The 20025-nt window shown below is 65.3% G+C and carries 15 protein-coding genes; 9 read left to right on the top strand and 6 right to left on the bottom strand.

Annotated elements, in window-relative coordinates:
• Positions 1-140 precede the first annotated feature (140 nt).
• Complete coding sequence (locus HV796_RS25525) at positions 141-500, top strand: COG4315 family predicted lipoprotein (RefSeq protein ID WP_175229279.1); 360 nt, start codon at positions 141-143, stop codon at positions 498-500.
• 159 nt (positions 501-659) lie between these two features.
• Here the strand turns inward: HV796_RS25525 and HV796_RS25520 are convergent, their stop codons facing one another.
• A complete protein-coding gene (locus tag HV796_RS25520) occupies positions 660-929 on the bottom strand; it encodes a hypothetical protein (RefSeq protein WP_175229278.1) in 270 nt (89 codons plus the stop codon).
• Positions 930-1108: 179 nt separating this feature from the next.
• Positions 1109-2200: a substrate-binding domain-containing protein gene (locus HV796_RS25515; protein ID WP_175229277.1), complete on the bottom strand. Its 1092-nt coding sequence runs from the start codon at positions 2198-2200 to the stop codon at positions 1109-1111.
• A 135-nt stretch (positions 2201-2335) separates the two neighbouring features.
• Here HV796_RS25515 and HV796_RS25510 point away from each other — a divergent pair, with 135 nt between their 5' ends.
• The 4 genes from HV796_RS25510 to HV796_RS25495 are packed head-to-tail and all read left to right on the top strand — an operon-like array spanning position 2336 to position 7603.
• Entirely contained in the window at positions 2336-2836 is a 501-nt protein-coding gene (locus HV796_RS25510) for an NAD(P)H-dependent oxidoreductase subunit E (protein ID WP_175229276.1), read from the top strand.
• The gene (locus tag HV796_RS25505; protein WP_175229275.1) at positions 2833-4389 is read left to right on the top strand and encodes a formate dehydrogenase beta subunit; all 1557 of its coding nucleotides are present in this window, start codon (positions 2833-2835) and stop codon (positions 4387-4389) included. The genes HV796_RS25510 and HV796_RS25505 overlap by 4 nt, the downstream gene beginning before the upstream one ends.
• A gap of 26 nt (positions 4390-4415) precedes the next feature.
• On the top strand, positions 4416-7349 hold the full coding sequence (gene fdhF, locus HV796_RS25500; RefSeq protein ID WP_175229274.1) for a formate dehydrogenase subunit alpha: 2934 nt from the start codon (positions 4416-4418) through the stop codon (positions 7347-7349).
• A gap of 8 nt (positions 7350-7357) precedes the next feature.
• A complete protein-coding gene (locus HV796_RS25495) occupies positions 7358-7603 on the top strand; it encodes a formate dehydrogenase subunit delta (RefSeq protein ID WP_175229273.1) in 246 nt (81 codons plus the stop codon).
• Between the two features lie 119 nt (positions 7604-7722).
• On the opposite strand, the gene HV796_RS43445 is transcribed toward HV796_RS25495, so the two are convergent.
• Positions 7723-9600 carry an FAD-dependent monooxygenase gene (locus HV796_RS43445; protein WP_246356032.1) on the bottom strand — a complete coding sequence of 626 codons (1878 nt, stop codon included), beginning with the start codon at positions 9598-9600 and terminating at the stop codon, positions 7723-7725.
• Between the two features lie 441 nt (positions 9601-10041).
• Here HV796_RS43445 and HV796_RS25485 point away from each other — a divergent pair, with 441 nt between their 5' ends.
• The 3 genes from HV796_RS25485 to HV796_RS25475 all read left to right on the top strand — a co-directional run bounded on the left by HV796_RS25485 (position 10042) and on the right by HV796_RS25475 (position 13980).
• Positions 10042-11892: a tetratricopeptide repeat protein gene (locus HV796_RS25485; RefSeq protein ID WP_175229272.1), complete on the top strand. Its 1851-nt coding sequence runs from the start codon at positions 10042-10044 to the stop codon at positions 11890-11892.
• A 147-nt stretch (positions 11893-12039) separates the two neighbouring features.
• Positions 12040-12591, top strand: a complete 552-nt coding sequence (locus HV796_RS25480; RefSeq protein ID WP_175229271.1) for a GNAT family N-acetyltransferase — start codon at positions 12040-12042, stop codon at positions 12589-12591.
• Between the two features lie 213 nt (positions 12592-12804).
• A complete protein-coding gene (locus HV796_RS25475; protein WP_175229270.1) occupies positions 12805-13980 on the top strand; it encodes a hypothetical protein in 1176 nt (391 codons plus the stop codon).
• Between the two features lie 163 nt (positions 13981-14143).
• Here HV796_RS25475 and HV796_RS25470 read toward each other — a convergent pair whose 3' ends face one another.
• From HV796_RS25470 to HV796_RS25460, 3 genes are all read right to left on the bottom strand, one after another.
• Positions 14144-14776 (bottom strand): DUF2968 domain-containing protein, encoded by a 633-nt coding sequence (locus HV796_RS25470; RefSeq protein WP_246356036.1) that lies wholly within the window; start codon positions 14774-14776, stop codon positions 14144-14146.
• A 209-nt stretch (positions 14777-14985) separates the two neighbouring features.
• Positions 14986-16509 (bottom strand): gamma-glutamyl-gamma-aminobutyrate hydrolase family protein, encoded by a 1524-nt coding sequence (locus HV796_RS25465; protein ID WP_175229268.1) that lies wholly within the window; start codon positions 16507-16509, stop codon positions 14986-14988.
• Between the two features lie 213 nt (positions 16510-16722).
• The gene (locus HV796_RS25460) at positions 16723-18480 is read right to left on the bottom strand and encodes a cation:proton antiporter (RefSeq protein WP_175229267.1); all 1758 of its coding nucleotides are present in this window, start codon (positions 18478-18480) and stop codon (positions 16723-16725) included.
• A gap of 149 nt (positions 18481-18629) precedes the next feature.
• On the opposite strand from HV796_RS25460, the gene HV796_RS25455 reads away from it, so the two are divergent.
• Positions 18630-20006, top strand: coding sequence for an amidase (locus tag HV796_RS25455; RefSeq protein ID WP_175229266.1), 1377 nt, complete (start codon positions 18630-18632; stop codon positions 20004-20006).
• The last annotated feature ends 19 nt before the right edge of the window (positions 20007-20025 follow it).

The raw sequence follows: 20025 nt of genomic DNA, 5'->3' as shown, positions 1-20025 counted from the left end.
CCATGCGCAACGATTGAACATGCGCGGAATAATCATGCGCCGCCGTTCGTTTATTGCCCGCATGCGGCCGAAACCCGGCTCATGCGCAATCACTCAACGCAGACACTCCAGCACACAACGTTCATAACAGGAGCAGCATCGTGCGCAAGACTCTTCTTTTTCTCGTTGCCGCCGCACTCTCGCAGACAGCATTCGCCGACATGCCGAAGACCATGGATGGCCGTTTCGTAGACGCCGAAGGCTATACGCTGTACACGTTCGACAAGGACACGACACCGGGCCAGAGCACCTGCAGCGGCGGCTGCGCGAAGAAGTGGCCGGCCGCGCAAGCCAGCGCGGGCGACAAGGCGATGGGAGACTGGACGGTGATCAACGGCGCCGACGGCGCGAAGCAATGGGCCTACAAGGGCCATCCGCTCTACCGCTTTGCCGACGACAAGAAACCGGGCGACACGGCTGGCGACGGCTTCCGCGAGGTATGGCACATCGCAAAGCCGTAATAAAGTGACGCGCCGCCGAACGGCGGCGCATGAATGAGTCCTGGCCGGTCAATCAAAAAAATGCGCAGAAAAATGCGCCGAAAAATGCGCCGAACAACGCGCTGTACCGCGATCGGTCAGCGCACGTCACGAAGCGAAACCACGCGGCGAGCGCGCTGCTCAGCTCGGATCGTCCGGGCACTTCAGATTGCATCCGTCCGGGTCGCCATCGTCACCCCGCTTGCGCAGCTTCGACGGCGCGCCGCGCTGATACTTCTTCGAGGGCGCCGACGCGGCAAATGGCATCTGCGGATGTTCCTGCAAGTGGAATTCGTCCGACAGGATGCCACCGGGCACGCCCGGCGAATTCTGAGCGAACGCCACGGAAACCGTGGCGAGAAGTGCGCCAGCCGAGGCGGCGGCTACGATACCCTGAATCAGATATTTCATGTCGGATCGGGCGCGGCGCATAAACCGCGCATCAAACGTAATACGGAATTGTAAAGATTAGCGCAAAGTACCGCCCGACGCACCTTTGAGTCGCATCCGACTATTACACCCTCTTACCGCGCAGGCTCACATTCACCGGTGCGACACCCGTCGCTCACCGCTGTGCGCCGCAGCACCGCTCACGCTGACGTATCAACCGCGCTGCTCGTCAACCCTTGATCGAGCTCGACGAGCTTGCCGCAATCCTGCGGATCGTAGCCATCGAGCTGCGCGACGCGCTGCCGGAACGATTCGCCGCGCAGCACTTCAATGACGGCGGCGAGCGGCGCGCGCTCGAGTCGCGCGCGCTCGCAGGCGAAGTAATAGTCTTCATCGACGATCGGCACGAAATCGAGCCCAAAGTGGTGAGCGGCCGGCTCGACGCCAAAGCCGACGTCCGCCATTCCGCTCGCGACAAAGGCCGCGATCGCCGAGTGTGTCAGTTCAGTCGACGCATAACCGTTCACCCGGTCCGGATCGACGCCGAGCTGCCGCAGCGCCAGATCGAGCAGCATGCGCGTGCCGGACCCGGGTTGCCGGTTGACGAAGCGAATATCGTCGCGCGCAAGATCACTTAGGCCAGCGATCTTCTTCGGATTGCCTTTCGCAAGAAAAAGGCCCTGCTTGCGGCGCGTCAGATGCACGAGCACATGGCGCTGCGGATCGAGCCATTGGCGGTACTTCTCGCTGAACGCCTCGCGAAACTCGCCGCGCGGCATGTGAAAACCGGCAAGGTCGCACTCTGCGCGCGCGAGCGCGACGATCGCTTCGGCGCTGTCGCGATACTTGATGTCAAGCGGTACGTCGTCCGCAACAAGCGCGGTCACCAGCGTGGCCACCGCATAACCATGTGACGCGTGGATGCGTACGTCGTCGCGCGGCGGAGTGAGCCAGCGGTTCAGCTCACTCGCGACTTCGCTCGCGAGCGCCTGCATATTGCCGTCGAGCCGCTCGCCGCACAGACGCTGTCCGCGCAGCACCGCGTGGCCGAGTTCCGACAGCACGGAACCGCGGCCACGCTCTTTCTCGACCAGTGCACCGCCAAGATGGGTCTCGATGCTGCGCAGCAAACCCCACGCGTGACGGTAGGACAAACCCTTAAGCGTCGCAGCCTGCGCAATACTGCCCGTCTCGGCGACGAGCGCTAAAAGTGGCACAACGTCAGTCAGGCTGGTGCTTCGCCCTTCCTGATCGCGCACGATTAGCTGTGCCTCACATTCAATTCGGATCATATATGGCGCGTTTGTTCCTATTGCGAAAGGCGGGTCACACGCCTATCGTTCGCTCTATTCATACTGAACAAGCAAAGCATAGATGCACACTTTATGAAACACAAGTGCATATGTGACTTTGGAGGAGCCCCCACTGTGGAATCATCCACCGCCATTGCGCCGGACGATCTCGTACAGCGTCACGCGCGGCCGGGCATGTCGCTCGTTGCCGTGCTGCACGCGATTCAGGATGACGTCGGCTTCGTGCCGCCCGCCACGGTCGTCCCGCTTGCACGCACGATGAATCTGTCGCGCGCGGAAGTGCATGGTGTGATCACCTACTACCACCACTTCCGCCAGCAGCCGGCCGCGCCCGTCACGGTACAGCTCTGTCGTGCTGAAGCTTGCCGCAGCATGGGTACCGAGGCGCTCGCGAAGCATATCGAATCGCGTACCGGCTGTCAGTTCGATGCGCACAAGCACGGCGCTGGCGGCCACGAGCACGGTACGGTCGGCCTCGAGTCGGTCTACTGCCTGGGTCAGTGCGCGCTGTCGCCGGCGCTGATGATCAACGGCGAGTTGCACGCGAAAGTGACGCCGCAAAAGTTCGATATGCTGCTGGCCGCAGCGATGAAACAAGTGGAGCAGCCGGCATGACGCGCATCTACGTTCCCTGCGATTCTTCCGCACTCGCGCTCGGCGCCGACAAACTCGCTGCCGCGATCGTCCGGGAAGCCGGCGCGCGCGGCGTCGCGATCGAGCTGATCCGCAATGGCTCCCGTGGCCTGCTCTACCTCGAACCGCTGGTCGAAGTGCAAACGCCTGCCGGCCGCGTCGGTTACGCGAATGTCGACGCGAGCGACGTCGCGTCGCTGTTCGATGCCGGCTTCGTCGAAGGCAAAGCGCATCCGCGCGGTGTCGGCCTCGTCGAGGACATTCCGTATCTGAAGAAGCAGCAGCGCCTCACGTTCGCACGCATCGGCATCACCGATCCGCTGTCGACTGACGACTACATCGCCCATGGCGGTATCGAAGGCCTGAAAAACGCGCTTGCGATGGACGGCGCCGACGCCTGCGCCGCGCTGATCGAATCGGGCCTGCGCGGCCGCGGCGGCGCGGCATTCCCGGCGGGCATCAAATGGCGCACCGTGCTGGGCGCGAAAGCCGATCAGAAGTACATCGTCTGCAACGCGGACGAAGGCGACTCGGGCACCTTCTCCGACCGCCTCGTGATGGAAAGCGACCCGTACGTGCTGATCGAAGGGATGATCATCGCGGGTATCGTGACGGGCGCGACCGTCGGCCATATCTATGTGCGCAGCGAGTATCCGCATTCGATCGCGACGCTCAAAGCCGCGATCGGCAACGCGCGCGCCGCCGGCTGGCTCGGCGATAGCGTGCTCGGTTCGCAGCACCGCTTCGAGCTGTTCGTCGCGAAGGGCGCGGGCGCCTATGTGTGCGGTGAAGAAACCGCGCTGCTCGAATCGCTCGAAGGCAAGCGCGGCATCGTGCGCGCCAAGCCGCCGCTACCGGCGCTCGCAGGCCTGTTCGGCAAGCCGACCGTGATCAACAACGTGATCACGCTCGCCACGGTGCCGATCATCTTCGCGAAGGGCGCCGCGTTCTACAAGAACTTCGGCATGGGCCGCTCGCGCGGCACGCTGCCGTTCCAGATCGCCGGCAACGTGAAGCAAGGCGGTCTCGTCGAACTCGCGTTCGGCGTGACGCTGCGCGAGCTGATGTTCGACTACGGCGGCGGCACGGCAAGCGGCCGGCCGGCGCGCGCGGTGCAGGTCGGCGGCCCGCTCGGCACGTATCTGCCGGAAAGCCAATGGGACATTCCGCTCGACTACGAAGCGTACGCGGCAGTCGGCGCGGTGGTCGGCCACGGCGGCCTCGTCGTTCACGATGACACCGCGAACCTCGCCGACCTCGCGCAATATGCGATGCACTTCTGCGCACTCGAATCGTGCGGCAAATGCACACCGTGCCGGATCGGCTCGACGCGTGGCGTCGAAGTGATCCAGCGCATCCGCAATGGCGACACGTCGGCGAAGCAGGTGCAATTGCTGCGCGATCTGTGCGATACGATGGTGTCCGGTTCGCTCTGCGCGATGGGCGGCATGACGCCGTTTCCGGTGGTATCCGCCCTCGACCATTTCCCCGAAGACTTCGGTCTCGCGACGTCCGCACCGAAAGCGGCCGCCTGATCCACGAGACACCAGGAGCCCCAACCATGTCTGACGCGCTCAATCCTTCCGCCGGCGGCTGCGGCTCCGGTAATTGCAGCTGTAAATCGCAGGCGATGAACCGTTCGCCCTTCGATGACACCGACTACGGCACGCCGCTGCGTCACGCGGACGTCGACGTCACGCTCGAGATCGACGGCGAGTCCGTCACGGTGCCGGCCGGCACGTCGGTGATGCGCGCGGCGATCGAGGCCGGCGTCAACGTACCGAAGCTGTGCGCCACCGATTCGCTCGAGCCGTTCGGCTCGTGCCGTTTGTGCCTCGTCGAAATCGAAGGCCGGCGCGGTTACCCGGCATCGTGCACGACGCCCGTCGAAGCCGGCATGAAGGTGCGCACGCAAACCGACCGCTTGCAGTCGCTGCGCCGCAACGTGATGGAGCTGTATATCTCCGATCACCCGCTCGACTGCCTGACCTGCCCCGCGAACGGCGACTGCGAACTGCAGGACATGGCGGGGGTCACGGGCTTGCGCGAAGTGCGCTACGGCTACGAAGGCGAGAACCACCTGAAGGACAGGAAAGACGAGTCAAACCCGTACTTCACGTACGACCCGTCGAAGTGCATCGTCTGCAACCGCTGCGTGCGCGCGTGTGAAGAGACGCAAGGCACGTTCGCGCTGACCATTGCCGGCCGCGGCTTCGAGTCGCGCGTGGCGGCCAGCGAAAACCAGCCGTTCATGGACTCCGAGTGCGTGTCCTGCGGCGCGTGCGTCGCCGCATGCCCGACCGCGACGCTGCAGGAAAAGACCGTCATCATGCTCGGTCAGGCCGAGCACTCGGTCGTGACGACCTGCGCGTACTGCGGCGTCGGCTGCTCGTTCAAGGCCGAGATGAAGGGCAACACGGTCGTGCGGATGGTGCCGAACAAGAACGGCGAGGCGAACGAAGGCCATGCGTGCGTGAAAGGCCGCTTTGCATGGGGCTACGCGACGCACAAGGACCGCATCACGAAGCCGATGATCCGCGAAAAGATCACCGACCCGTGGCGCGAAGTCAGCTGGGACGAAGCGCTCAACTATGCCGCGTCGCAGTTCCGCAAGATCCAGGACAAGTACGGTCGCGATTCGATCGGCGGCATCACGTCGTCGCGCTGCACGAACGAAGAGACATATCTGGTGCAGAAGCTCGTGCGCGCCGCGTTCGGCAACAACAACGTCGACACCTGCGCGCGCGTATGCCACTCGCCGACCGGCTACGGCCTGAAGACGACGCTCGGCGAATCGGCCGGCACGCAGACGTTCGCGTCGGTGGAAAAGGCGGACGTGATCGTCGTGATCGGCGCGAATCCGACCGACGGCCACCCGGTGTTCGGCTCGCGATTGAAGCGCCGCGTGCGCGAAGGCGCGAAGCTGATCGTCGTCGACCCGCGTCGCATCGATATTGTCGATACGCCGCACGTGCAGGCGTCGTATCACCTGCAGCTGCGTCCGGGCACCAACGTCGCGATCGTCAACGCGCTGGCGCACGTGATCGTCACCGAAGGTCTGCTGGACGAGCCGTTCATCGCCGAGCGCTGCGAAACGCGTGCATTCCAGCAGTGGCGCGACTTCGTCGCGCTGCCGGAAAACGCGCCGGAAGCGACGGCGGACGTCACCGGCGTGCCCGCCGAGCAGGTGCGCGAAGCGGCGCGCCTCTATGCAACCGGCGGCAACGCGGCAATCTACTACGGCCTCGGCGTCACCGAGCACGCGCAAGGCTCGACGATGGTGATCGGCATCGCGAACCTCGCGATGGCAACCGGCAACATCGGCCGTGAAGGTGTCGGCGTGAATCCGCTGCGCGGCCAGAACAACGTGCAGGGTTCGTGCGACATGGGCTCGTTCCCGCACGAACTGCCGGGCTACCGCCATATCAGCGACCCGATCACGCGCGCGCTGTTCGAAGACGCGTGGAACGTCCAGCTCCAACCGGAGCCGGGCCTGCGCATTCCGAACATGTTCGATGCGGCGCTACACGGCACATTCAAGGGCCTCTATTGCCAGGGCGAAGACATCGTTCAGTCCGACCCGAATACGCAGCACGTCGGTGCGGCACTGTCGTCGATGGAGTGCATCGTCGTGCAGGATATCTTCCTGAACGAGACTGCGAAGTATGCGCACGTGCTGCTGCCGGGCTCGACCTTCCTCGAGAAGGACGGCACCTTCACCAACGCGGAACGCCGGATCTCGCGCGTACGCAAGGTGATGCCGCCGCTGGCCGGCTACTCGGACTGGGAAGTGACGATTCTGCTTTCGCGCGCGCTCGGCTACGAGATGGACTACAACCATCCGTCGGAAATCATGGATGAAATCGCGCGCCTCACGCCGACGTTCCATGGCGTATCGTTCGCGAAGATCGACCAGCAGGGCAGCATCCAGTGGCCGTGCAACGAGCACGCGCCGAACGGCACGCCGACCATGCATATCGACGAATTCGTGCGCGGCAAGGGCAAGTTCGTGATCACGAAGTTCGTGGCGTCGCCGGAAAAGGTCACGCAGAAATACCCGCTGATCCTGACGACCGGCCGCATTCTGTCGCAGTACAACGTCGGCGCGCAGACCCGCCGTACCGAGAACTCGCGCTGGCACGAAGAGGACCGGCTCGAGATCCATCCGCACGACGCGGAAGAGCGCGGCATTAAAAACGACGAATGGGTCGGTATCGAATCGCGCTCGGGCCAGACCGTGCTGCGTGCGAAGGTCACCGAGCGGATGCAGCCGGGTGTCGTGTACACGACGTTCCACTTCCCCGAGTCCGGCGCGAACGTGATCACCACCGACAGCTCCGACTGGGCAACCAACTGTCCGGAGTACAAGGTGACCGCGGTGCAGGTGATGCCGGTCGAACAGCCGTCGCAATGGCAGAAGGACTACTCGCGCTTCAATACCGAGCAGCTCGATCTGTTGAGAAAGCGCGAACTGGCCGTGACGTCGGGGAAATGAGGTGAACGATGGACGAAAATAACCTGATCGACATGGCGAACCGGATCGGCGATTTCTTCGAGTCGATGCCCGATCATGAAGAGGCGCTGGCCGGCGTTGCCGATCACATTCGCCGCTTCTGGGAGCCGCGCATGCGGCGGCAGTTGATCGTCGCGCTCGACGAAGGTCGGGCCGACGCGTTGACCGCGTTCACGCGGGAAGCACTGGCCTGCCATCGCGAGAAGCTGATGCCGGCGGCGCCCGCCGCGGCGTAAGCGACCCGTTTCGCCGTCAGGCAGTTTTAACCGGAAGGCCGCCCCATCGCTGGGGCGGCCTTCTGCTTTCTACGTCGCCGCAACGTGGCACGCGCCGCGAAACGCGCACGCGAACCCGCTTACGTCAGCGGCGTCGGCGGCTCAGGCACCGCGCCTTTCGCGAACCACGATTCGCAGTGACGCAGCAGGCCGTGCAGATCCGACGACACGCGCCCACGTGCGCACACGTAGCCGTCGGGCCGGACCAGATAGAACGACGGCCGGGTGCGTCCATACGACTCGGCTAGTAACGGTCCGCGATCGCCCACCGCATCAGTCACGCGCCAGATACGCACCGCGCCGGGCAACAGCGCATCGACGTCCGCTGTCAGGCGATCGAGATCTTCCGCGCGCACGGGCTTGCGGCGCAACGCAAGTTCGGGTCTGTCGAGTGGCACATCGTCGGTCTCTTCCGGCGCGACGAGCACGAACAGCGAGAAAAAGGCGGGGTCGTGCAGATCGAACACACAGCCGATACCCGGCGCACGGCCTAGCGGCCCATCGATCACATGAACCAGCGCATCGGGCGCGCGCTCTCCGGCGCGCGGACCGCCGTCAAGCACGCGTTCGAGCGTCAGCGGACTGCGCCGGTACTGGATCGCCAGTTCGCTGATCTGCGCCCGCGCCGCATCGCGCAGCGGACCGAGCGACGCAAGCACCGGCATCACACGATCGCGCAGCAGTTTGAGCGGACCATGGTCAGCCTCCGCCATATGCGTAACAAAGCTCGATTGCCGCAACACTTCGCGCTCGATCGGATGGCGCTCGAGGTGATACGTATCGAGCAACCGGTCCGGCGCGCCGCCGCCCAGCACGCGTGCGAGCTTCCAGCCGAGGTTGAAGGCCTCCTGAATGCCGGTGTTCATCCCCTGCGCGCCCGCGGGGCTATGCACGTGCGCCGCGTCACCAGCGAGAAACACCCGGCCGACACGTAACTGCTCGACGATCCGGCTATTCAGATGGAAGTACCCGGACCACTTGAGATCGGTCAACGCGAGCGGATGATGCACGCGCGCCGCGGCCAGCGTGCGGCATGCATCGAGCGTCGGTGGAGGGAGAGGCGCAGACGGAGAGGCAGTCGCCGGCGCGGACGCGGCGTGCGCGTCGCCCGATGACTGCGGCGACGCATGCGGCAACCCATGCGATATCGTTCGCGCAGCGGCCTGCGCGGACGCTCCGCCGGAGGCCTCTGCCGCCCGCGGCGGCGCATCACGGGAGCCGGCTGCGCCCGCTGGCGCGGTCTTGCTATCGCCGACACCCGGCGCCGGATGGTCGGCGATCAAACGGTAGCGGCCGCTGCCCATCGGAAACAAGGCGGCCAATCCGTCGCCGGACGCGAAGATATGGAACTCGTCGTCGGGCCAGTCGGTATCGCCCAGCAGATCGGCCAGCAGAAACGTCTGCTCGAACGTTTTGCCCGCGAAATTCAACCCGAGCCGATGACGGATGCCGCTATGCGCACCGTCCGCGGCAATCATGTACGACGGATGCAGCGTCTCCGTATGGCCATTCGAGTGCTGCAGCGTCGCATTGATACCGGCCGCGCCCTGCGAAAACATCGCAAGCTCGATGCCGCGTTCGATCTCGACACCGAGCGTTGCGAGATGCTCGGTCAGCAGACGCTCGGTCACCGACTGGTCGAGAAACAGCAGATACGGGTAACGGGTCTGCAGCGGATCGAAGTCGAGCCGCGCGAGCCGTTGCCCGTTCGAATACAGATTCGCGGCCCGTGCGCGATGCCCGAGTTCGAGAAAAGGTTCGATCAGCCGATGCTGTTCGAGCAGTTCGAGCGTGCGTGCCTGAATGCCGATCGCGCGCGAATGCGGATCGGGACGTGCCGCCTTGTCGATAAGCCGCACCGGGATGCGCGCACGGGCAAGACTCATCGCCGCAGCGAGTCCGGTGGGACCCGCGCCGACGATCAGCACCGGCGGCATGTCGAAGAAAACGGCGGCCATGCAGACCTCCGGAAATCAACATGCCGCCTAGTGTACGCCGCCGGCCTCGCGCACGACGCGCAAGTGCCGCCGCCGATCAGGCGGATTGACGCCTGCAGGACCGCGTCACGACTGCGTGCGCGATGCGGAATGCGAGTCCATAGACTGTGGTGCGTGTGGCCGCGGTCACCGTGACCGCCGTGGTCGCGATGGTGATCGCTTGTGATCGTGCGCTTCGTCATCCGAATGATCGTGCGCTGCGCGGTTCGCATGAGCCGTGACGGTTTGACGACGTGCGGCATGCGCCGGGTCGCCCGAACCGCCATGCTCCGTCGCATGGAAGACCCATCATATAAGCGGTCATTCATATGTTACTTGCAACAGTATCGTCCGCCAAATTGCAGTCGTGCTTTCCGAGTGTGGGAGAATGCGCGTTTGCCTGCACAACCCGCTTTACCCGTCATGCATCCAGTTTTCGACCGCGCGTTCGCGGCGCATCGTGACGGCCGCCTCGACGACGCCGAACGCGGCTACCGCGCGACGCTCGAAGTCGATCCTGTTCATGTCGATGCACTGCATCTGCTCGGCGTGCTGCGCCACCAGCAAGGCCAGCACGCGGAGGCCGCCGCGCTTGTCAAGCGCGCCGCGGACCTGCGCCCGCAGGATGCCGCGCTGCAACTCAATCTTGGCAACACGCTCAAGGCGCTGGGCCAGCTCGACGATGCGATCGAGCGTTTTCGCAATGCGCTGTCGCTCGCGCCATCGTTTCCGATGGCGCACTACAACCTCGGCAATGCCTATGCCGCGGCCGGCCGCCATGAAGATGCGGCCGACGCGTTTCGCCGCTCGCTTGACCTGCAGCCGGACGACGCGTCATCGCACAACAATCTCGGCAACGCGTTGCACGCGCTCGGCCAGCACGAAGAAGCGATCGACTCGTTCCGGCGCGCGCTCGAACTACGGCCCGGCCACGCGGGCGCGCACAACAACCTCGGCATGGCGTTGAACGCGCTCGACGAATCCGATCAGGCGATCGAGCAGTTTCGCGCGGCGCTCGCCGTCGAGCCGCGCTTCGTCGCCGCGCACTTCAACCTGGGCAATACGCTGCATGCAACCGGCCGCTACGTCGACGCCGCACGCGCATTCGATGCGGTGCTCGCGCTGCAGCCGCAGTTGCCGCCGGCGCTATTCGGTCTCGGCAATGCGCTTGCCGCGTCGGGACGGCATGCGGATGCACTACCGCGTTTCGAGCGCGCGATTGGTTTCGATCCGAAGTTCGCGCTTGCGTGGCTAGGCCTCGGCACCGCGCACCAGGCGCTCGGCGCCTACGCGGCCGCGCTGCGCGCCTTCGACGAAGCGCTACGGCTGCGGCCCGATCTCGGCCTCGCGCATCTGCATCGCGCGGTCACGCATCTGACGCTCGGCAATTTCGAGCGCGGTCTGCCCGAGTACGAATGGCGGCTTGAATCGGCGACCCAGCCGGGCGCCCCGGCGCTGCCGCGCTGGCGCGGCGAACCGGCCGACACGCGCACGCTCTTCGTGTACGCGGAACAGGGCTTCGGCGACACGCTGCAGTTCGTGCGTTTCGTGCCGCTCGCCGCGGAGCGTGCCGCGCGCGTCGTGCTCGAAGTGCAACCGCAACTCGTCCCGTTGCTTGCGCCCGCCGCGCAGCAATGGGGCGTCGATCTGATCGCACAAGGCGTGCCGCGCCCGCGCACCGATCTGCAAATCCCGCTCCTGAGCTTGCCGCTCGCGCTCGGCACGACGTTCGACACGATTCCCGCGCGCACGCCGTACCTCAGCGCGACGACCGCTTACCGGCGCAAATGGCGCGGTTCGCTCGGCGGTCACGCGAAGCGAAAGATCGGTCTCGCGTGGTCCGGCCGCATTCAGAAGCAGGAAAATCGCGCGTTGCCGCTCACGGCACTCGATCCGCTGTTCGCCCTCGACGGCATCGACTGGATCGTGCTGCAGCCTGAATTGAGCGACGCCGAACGCGCCGCGCTGGCGGCGCACCCGCGCGCGAAGTCGATCCACTGCTTCGGCGCGCGTATCGGCGATTTCGCCGATACCGCGGCGGTCGTCGAACGGCTCGACGCGGTCGTGTCGGTCGACACGTCGATTGCCCATCTGACGGGCGCGCTGCGCAAGCCGTTGTGGCTGATGCTGCCGTTTTCGGCAGACTGGCGCTGGTTCACCGGCGACACGCGCAGCCCGTGGTATCCGGGTGCACGACTCGTGCGTCAGCCACGGCCCGGCGCATGGGACGAGGTGGTCGGCGCCGTCGCGCTCGCGCTACGCGACGACGTGTAACGCCCAGCGACGCGCCCGTGCAAATCGACGCAACCAGCGGGCACACGAAACTGGCGGCGGCGCATCGCGGCCCATAGAATCGTCGTATGGGCGTCTCGACACGCTGCCCCACGTTTTCGTCCCGGACTTCCGCTCGATCCCAGCTCGATGCATGCCACCCCTTCACTTTCGCTGCGCGCCGCGAGCGCAGCCGACGCCGATCTCGTCGCGTCGATCCATGCGGCGAGCTGGCAGGCGACCTATCGCGGGCTGCTGCCGGACGATTTCCTCGATAGCGAAGTGGTTCGCGAACGCGCGACCTATTGGCACGCACGGATGAACGCCCCCGGCGCGGAACAGCGCCTTGTGCTGATCGCCGAACGCCGCGCCGAGCCGATCGCGTTCGCGTGCGTCGAACGCCAGCCCGGCTCGCCGTGGGGTGCGTTGCTCGACAATCTGCATGCGTTGCCAGCCCATCAACGCAACGGCGCGGGCAGCCTGCTGATGCACGCGGTACAGCGCTGGGCGCGCGAGCAGGGTGAAACGCAACTGTGCCTGTATGTGATCGAAGGCAACACCGCCGCGATCGCATTCTATGAGCGGCGCGGCTGGCGGCTGTCAGGCACGGAGCCGGATCGCGTCGGCGGCGTCGATATCACGATGCTTCGCTATCTGTACCGCCTCGACGACGCCGCACCGCGCCTCGCACCACACAGATAAAGCAGGCTGCCCACGCGCGGGCCAGTCACGGCCTTCGCGCCGCCCGTTTTCGGACTCGTCCGATCGTGCGGACGCGCGGGCCACGGCATCATCACGCACTCGCTGGCTATTTTGAGACACCGTCGATCCCAAAGGCCGGCATGCGTGTCCAGCCAACCCTTCCTGATCCCGGCAAGGCCACGCATCTCTTTTCAGACGGAGGCTTGCCGAGCGATGTCCACGAGTATCCCTTTCATTCCGGTCGAAGGTGCCGTGGCGCTGCCTTCGCTGCGTCCACTCGGTGCCATCTCTGAATCGTTTGGACGCGAATGGGCGCTGCTGCCGCCTAACGTCAGCTTGCGCATCGAGCTAAAGGCGCTGTACGCGGCGATATTGCGCACGTTCTGTCTGTCGTCACAGGCGATTCGCTCAATGTGCAAATGGGAGCCGCACCCCGCGCGGGCCGTGGCAAGCGCGCCTGTTACCGCGAAGGGGGATGCCGCAGCGCAAGCCGGCGGCGTAGCGGCTTCTTGTGGTGTATCGGCAGCCGGCATGCGGACCGTGCAGCCCGCTATGCGCGCGTCGCACGGCCCGTCGAACCTGCGACTGGGCAGCGCAGTGGCAATCGGCGGCGCGGCGATGCTTGCGTGGATCGTGCTCGACCTTCCGCAACGCGGACACACAAACACCTTGGCCCCGGCGACGCATACGCCCGCGCCGTCGCGCGCCGCCCAAATCGAAACGCCGCGCGTGGCGGCAGTTGCGAGCGTCAACCGGTCCGGCAACCCGGTTTCGCACGAGACCCGGTCGACCGGAGTCGGCAAGTCAGATCGCGACAACGTTCATGCTGTCGATACAAGCACGGTCGCGAATGTCGATTCGTTCGCGTCGAGACCATTCGCAAAAGCGTCGCAACCGGGTTCAGTCGCGCCGGCCCACGCGCACGCGACGGGTTCGCCTGCCGGCAGTCGAGCCACGGCAAGCACAGCGCACGACGATGCGCCGCAAGCGACGGCCGCTTCGGCCACTGCGTCGCCACTCAAAATCAAGGTCGCGTCACGCGAAGCCGCACCGGTTACCCCACACCACAGCAAGACCGCGACATGGACGGGCCGCGACGCAGTAGCGTTGGCCCGGTCGGCCGTGAGCCGTTCGGCGGAAACGAACGCGAAACCGTCACCGGCGGGCGAGTATTCGCCGCCGACACCGTCTGCGCTTACGAGCGACGATTATGGATCGGTGATGATGTCTGCACGCACTTATCATGTAAACTCCGCTGCAACCCCCGGTGCAAACGCCACACCAACGCAACGCCCACAAGGCAACAACGTGATCGCCAATGACACTTCGTGGATGAACCACATGTCGCAGCGGCGCGTGACCGAGGTGCCGGAGCTCTTCTCCCGATAACCATCGTCTTAGGCCCCTCCCACTTTTTCTCGGCACGAGGCGCGTCAATCAGACAGCACACTCAGGCTGCACACGCGCTTTCTTACCACCACCCGCCAGCAGCCCGGCACTTCGACCGGAATATTGACGTTTCAGGGTACGCCTCAACCCGATGCGCTACCCGCTACCTTGCCGCAGGCAACCCTGCTTCGCTCTGCTGCTGCAGTTGTTGCACCTGTTGCTGCAACAGACGCAACTGCGATTGCGCCTTTTCCTTTTCATCGCGCAGCACGAGCGCTTCGCTGCGCGCCTGGCGCTGATATTCGGCCACCTTCGCCTGCTGATCGCGTGCGACGCCGAGATCCGCCTGCAGACGTTTAGCGCGGTCTTCGGACAGCCCGATCATCCGTTCGATATAAGCGGTCTGCGCCTGCAGCTTCGTTCGCCGAATGTCGACGTCGGCGAGTTGTTCAGTCTGCTTCGCGAAGCTCACGTAGATCTCTTCCGCGCGCGCTTCGTCCGGCAGCTTGATCACGCGCCAGAAATGTTTGTCCTGAAACAGCGCGACGTAGTAGGTTAGATCCCGCGCGTGGAAAAAGAGCGACGCGCCATAGCCGCCGTTGTACGTCGTACGCAATTCGTTAAGCGACGCGCTTTGAATCAGCCGGGTCAGTTCGGCGACGTCCCCGTGCGCGCCAGCGTCGGCGGGGTTCGCGCCGATACCTGCGTGATCCATATTGGCCGCGGCGTCGAACCCGGAGGCTGCGAAGGTGGCGCCCGGCGACAGAACCGTCGCGCAGGCGACTGCGAGCAGCATCGCGCGCCGAACCGATAACGGGTGCTTGTTCACTGCATGCTCCATGCGATTCCAGAAAACAGCCGTGGATTATCGCGCGGTTTGACAGTGAAAAAACGAGGTTTGACGGGACTTTAAATCGAGATAAAACAACGGATCAGTGGCGTGCGGCGACCGGCATCGGCCGGTCAGTCACCGGCGAGCCACGCCCGCCGCAACGCCAGGACTCATCAGAAACGCGTTTCGCGCGCGACCCGCAGAAACGTATCGAGCAGCGGCGTGCAATCGAGCAGTTCGGCGCCGCCTGCGCGGTGAAACTCCGGGTGCCACTGCACGCCAACCACGAACGGCGCGCGCCGGTAGCGAACCGCCTCGATGATGCCGTCTTCCGCCGACACCGCTTCGATATTCAGATCCCGCCCCAGTACGTTCACCGCCTGGTGGTGAATCGAGTTGACGATCGCCTCTTGCCGGCCGGGGAACATGTTCGCGAGCGTCGAACCCTCCGGAAAGTGAACCGCGTGCCGATGCTGATCGTATTGCTCGCTCACATGCACGCCGGCCGTCGGCACATCGGTCGCAATATCCTGATACAGCGTGCCGCCGAACGCGACGTTGATCAGCTGACAGCCGCGGCACACACCGAGCACCGGCTTGCCCGATTCGACGAACTCATGCAGCAGCTCGAGCTCGTACATGTCGCGCACGCGATCGCCGGGCCATTCGGGACGCGTCGACGTTTCCGCGTACGACTGCGGCGACACATCCGCGCCGCCTTGCAGCAGCAGTCCGTCGAGAGTCTTTGCATAGTCGCGCAAACGGATGTTGCTCGGGTGCAGCATCCCTTCGTGGCCGACGGTTGGAATCATGAACACGAGCACATCGCGCGACATCACCCAGTGCGCGATCGATTCCTCCAGATACTGCAGCGTCTTGCCGCGCAGTCCCTTCGCGCCGGGTTCCGGGTGGAAGAGTCGCGCCGACACACCGATGCGCAAGGTACGTTGCGTGATTCGCTGGCCCGCGCGATCGAAGATTCGCCGTGCACGCGCAGCGAGCACACGGCCGAATACCGACCACGCCGAATCGTTGCGCCGCAGATACGCCGGGTTCGGCGGAATCGAGCCCGGCGGCGGCGGATGGTAGGCGCCGAAATCCGGCGCCGCGCCGAAGCCGGGCGGTGGCGAGCCGGCCGCTGCGCCCTCGCCGGCGGCACTGCTTGCGGCAGCCGCGGCGGCCTGCGTGCTAGCGGCATCGGCAGCGGCCGCCACGGCCGCCGGGTTTGGCGCGGACGGCTGTGGAGTTAGCTGCGGGCTCGGCGGAGCATTCAAAGGCGATGCCGCGGCACCCACCGCGGGCCGGGGCGCTTCGGTTGCATACGCCGATTGCTGCCCACGTAGCGGAGCCGGCCGCTCGACCGTCGCACCGCTCGCCGCGGCACGGCCCTGATACATCGCACCGGTTTGCGCCGCGCCGGCCGCGCGTTGCGGTGTCACATTGGACGCGCTTTCGGGAGCATCGGTGGCGGCGGCTTCTTTGGCCGCCAGCGGGGTGGACGCCGCCGGCGTTGCTTCGTCCTTCGAACCGGACGGTGGAGCAGCCTGTGAAGCGGTCTGTGAACCAGCCTGTGAACCGGCCGGCGAAGCGGAACCTGAAGCCGAAGCGGAATGGGTAGCGGACGTTGAAGCGTCCGGCGGAATGGTGGCGGATGGCGTACCGGACGGTCCGGCGTTATCGGGCTTGTTTTCGCTCATGACGATATGTCAGGCACGCAGCGGCGCGCGAACGAATGGATATACCCTGATTATCCGCCAGCACGCGGTGACCGGCAAACCAGCACACATTTGGTCACATCCGGTCACACCCGGGTTCACCACACGTTACATCGCGTCACCGCGCTGCAAGCCCGTAGCCCGGCGCATGAAGCTCGCGAGCGCATACCCGCAGCACGACCCGAAATCGCCCCGTCAAGGATCGGGCTGCTCATCAAGTGTCTCGCGCAGCGCAATCTGCATCGATGCATGAATGCGCACGAACCAGCGCCACAGCACAGTCACCAGTACCGCCGCGCACACGAGCACCGCGATCAGCAGGCCGGTCGGCGGCAGGATCGTGCCCGACAGCGCGGCCACCAGCAGAAAAACACCAATCATCGACACGACCGGCACCAGATCCGAAATCGCGTAGCGCAGCGCGCGCGTCAGGAACCCTGCATTCGCCGGCTGCACGCTGACTTCGGCCAGCAATAGCGCGAGCGCTTTCGTCTTCCTGTAAACGGCGATCAGAAACGGCAATGACACGATCAGCGCCGCGCTCCACAGCACGACACGCTGCATCGGTTCGGCTGGCACCCAGCCGGCCAGCAGCGGGCTCGCGACCGGCGCGCCGTACGACGCACCGAGAAAAATCGCCACGACCAGCGCGAGATTCACCGCGATCTGCAGAATGATCCGGCGCGTGATGCCAAAAAGCGTCGGCTCGCCGCTCGCGGGATGCAGGCTACGCAGCCACTGCCCGTACAGACCGAACACATTGGACACCGCGCGCGGCATCGACCGCGCGAGGCGCTGGGTCAACGGATCGGCCGCGCGGATCAGATACGGCGTGAACAGCGTCGTCAGCGCCGAGACGGCAACCGCGATCGGATACAGAAAGGCGCTCGTCACCTTCAGTGTCAGGCCGAGCGACGCGATGATGAATGAGAACTCGCCGATCTGCGACACGGTCATGCCGACCCGCATCGCGGTGCGTCCGTCCTTGCCGGAGAGAAAAGTGCCCAGACCGCACGACACGATCTTGCCGACGATCACCGCGACCGTGATGACCGCGATCGGCCACGCGTAGTCAACGAGGACCGCCGGGTTCAGCATCAGCCCGATCGTCACGAAGAAGATCGCGGAGAACGCATCGCGCAGCGGCGCGATCAGATGCTCGATGCGATGCAGATGGCGCGACTCGGCCATGATCGCGCCGATCAGGAACGCGCCGAGCGCAATGCTGTAGTCGAGCTTGACGACCAGCAGGCAGAACCCGAAGCAGAAGCCGAGCACTGACACGAGCAGCATTTCGTCACTGCGCGAGCGCGCCACGTAATTCAGTGCGCGCGGCACGACCAGAATGCCGATCACGAGCGACACCGTCATGAAGAGCAGCAGCTTGCCGAGCGTGACGAACGCAACGCCCGCGGACAGCGAGCCCGTCTGCGCGATGCCGGACAGCAGCACGAGGATCGCGATGCCCAGGATATCTTCGACAATCAGAATGCCGAACACGGACTGCGCGAATGCTTCGCGCTTCAAGCCGAGTTCCGCGAGCGCCTTCACGATGATCGTGGTCGACGAGATCGCGAGAATCGCACCGAGAAAAAGCGCATCCATCAAGCTCCAGCCGAACGCGCTGCCGATCTCGTAGCCGATCCACACCATCAACACGATTTCCGACAGCGCGGCGACGATCGCTGTCGCCCCGACGCGGAACAGCTTGCGCAGGCTGAACTCAAGCCCGAGCGAGAACATCAGGAACACGACGCCGAGTTCGCCGAGCGTCTGGATGGTCTGCTGATCGCGGATCAGCTGGAAAGGCGGCGTATAGGGGCCGATGATCACGCCAGCCGCGATATAGCCGAGCACCACCGGCTGCTTCAGGCGATGGAACAGTACCGTGACGACGCCTGCCAACGCCATCACGACTGCCAGATCCTGAATGAAGCCGATACCTTGGTGCATAGCCGAATTCCTTACAAAAAGTAAACTTCAAGCTGCGATGGTATCGCACAAAGCGATATCGCCGAATGATTGATGCGCATGAGCAGCGGTCCAATTAATGGACACGTCACAATAGGAGCCGTTCTGGCTCCCGATCGCGACTTCACACCATGACCACCGAATTCACACCCTTCCCGCCCCTCGCCCAACTCGCCGCCGATCTGGCCGCAGGCCGCACGACGAGCCGCGCGCTCATCGAAACCGCGCTCGAGCGGATCGCCGATCCCGCCGGCCAGGGGTCGACCGTGTTTATCGACGTCGACGCGCCAGGCGCACGCGCCGCCGCCGACGCGCACGACAGGCTGCGCGCGGCCGGCACGGTGCTGTCGCCGCTCGCCGGCGTTCCGGTCTCGATCAAGGACCTGTTCGATATCGCCGGCCAGCGCACGCGCGCCGGGTCGCTCGCGCTCGCCGACGCGCCGCCCGCGCGGACCGACGCGCTGAGCGTCGCACGTCTGAAACGCGCGGGCGCCGTGCTGATCGGGCGCACCAACATGAGCGAGTTCGCGTTCTCCGCGGTCGGCCTGAACCCGCACTACGGCAATCCGCTGTCACCGTACCGGCGCGACGTGAAAGGCGACGAACGGGTATCGGGCGGGTCGTCGTCCGGCGCGGCGGCATCGGTCGCCGACGGCATGGCGGCGGTTGCGCTCGGCACCGATACCGGTGGCTCGATCCGCGTGCCCGCGTCGTTCTGCGGGCTGACCGGCTTCAAACCGACCGCGGCGCGCGTGCCACGGGAAGGCGGCGTGCCGCTGTCGACCACGCTGGATTCGTTCGGCCCGATCGGCGTGACGGTCGCCTGCTGTGCGCTCGTCGACCGGATGCTGGCCGGCCTCGAACCGGTGATCCCGGCGGCGCGTCCGCTCGAAGGCGTGCGCCTCGGCGTGCTGACCAACTATATGAACGAAGGTCTCGACCCCGAGGTCGAGCAGGCGCTCGACACCGCGCTCAAGCATCTCGAAGCCGCGGGCGCGATCGTCTCGGACGTACGCTTCGCGGCGCTCGACCGGTTGCCCGAGATCAATCGGATCGGCTTTTCGTCGATTGAGGCTTATGCGTGGCACCGCCCGCTGCTCGAGCGGCATCGCGATCAATACGACCCGCACGTGCTGTTGCGCATCATGAAGGGGGAGCCCGCCAGCGCCGTCGACTACCTCGATCTGCTGGCCGAACGCGCCGCGATGATCGGCGCGGCCCGCCCGCTCTGGCAGCGCTTCGACGCGCTCGTCGCGCCGACCACGCCGATGGTGCCGCCGCGCGTCGCGGACGTGACGCGCGACGACGACGCGTTCTTCAGCATCAACGGCCGCATTCTGCGCAATCCGAGCGCGTTCAACTTCCTCGACGCCTGCGCGCTGTCGCTGCCGTGCCATCCGCGCGGCAGCGCCCCGGTGGGCCTGATGCTCGCCGGCGCGCCGCATGGCGACGATGCGCTGCTCGCACTCGGGCGCGCGGTCGAAGCGGTGCTGAACACGATCCGCTAGCCGTTCGACGAACCGCCGG

Origin of the sequence: Paraburkholderia humisilvae, from assembly GCF_902859855.1 — a bacterium.
Lineage (GTDB): Bacteria > Pseudomonadota > Gammaproteobacteria > Burkholderiales > Burkholderiaceae > Paraburkholderia > Paraburkholderia humisilvae.
This window is presented reverse-complemented; position numbering and strand designations above follow the sequence as displayed.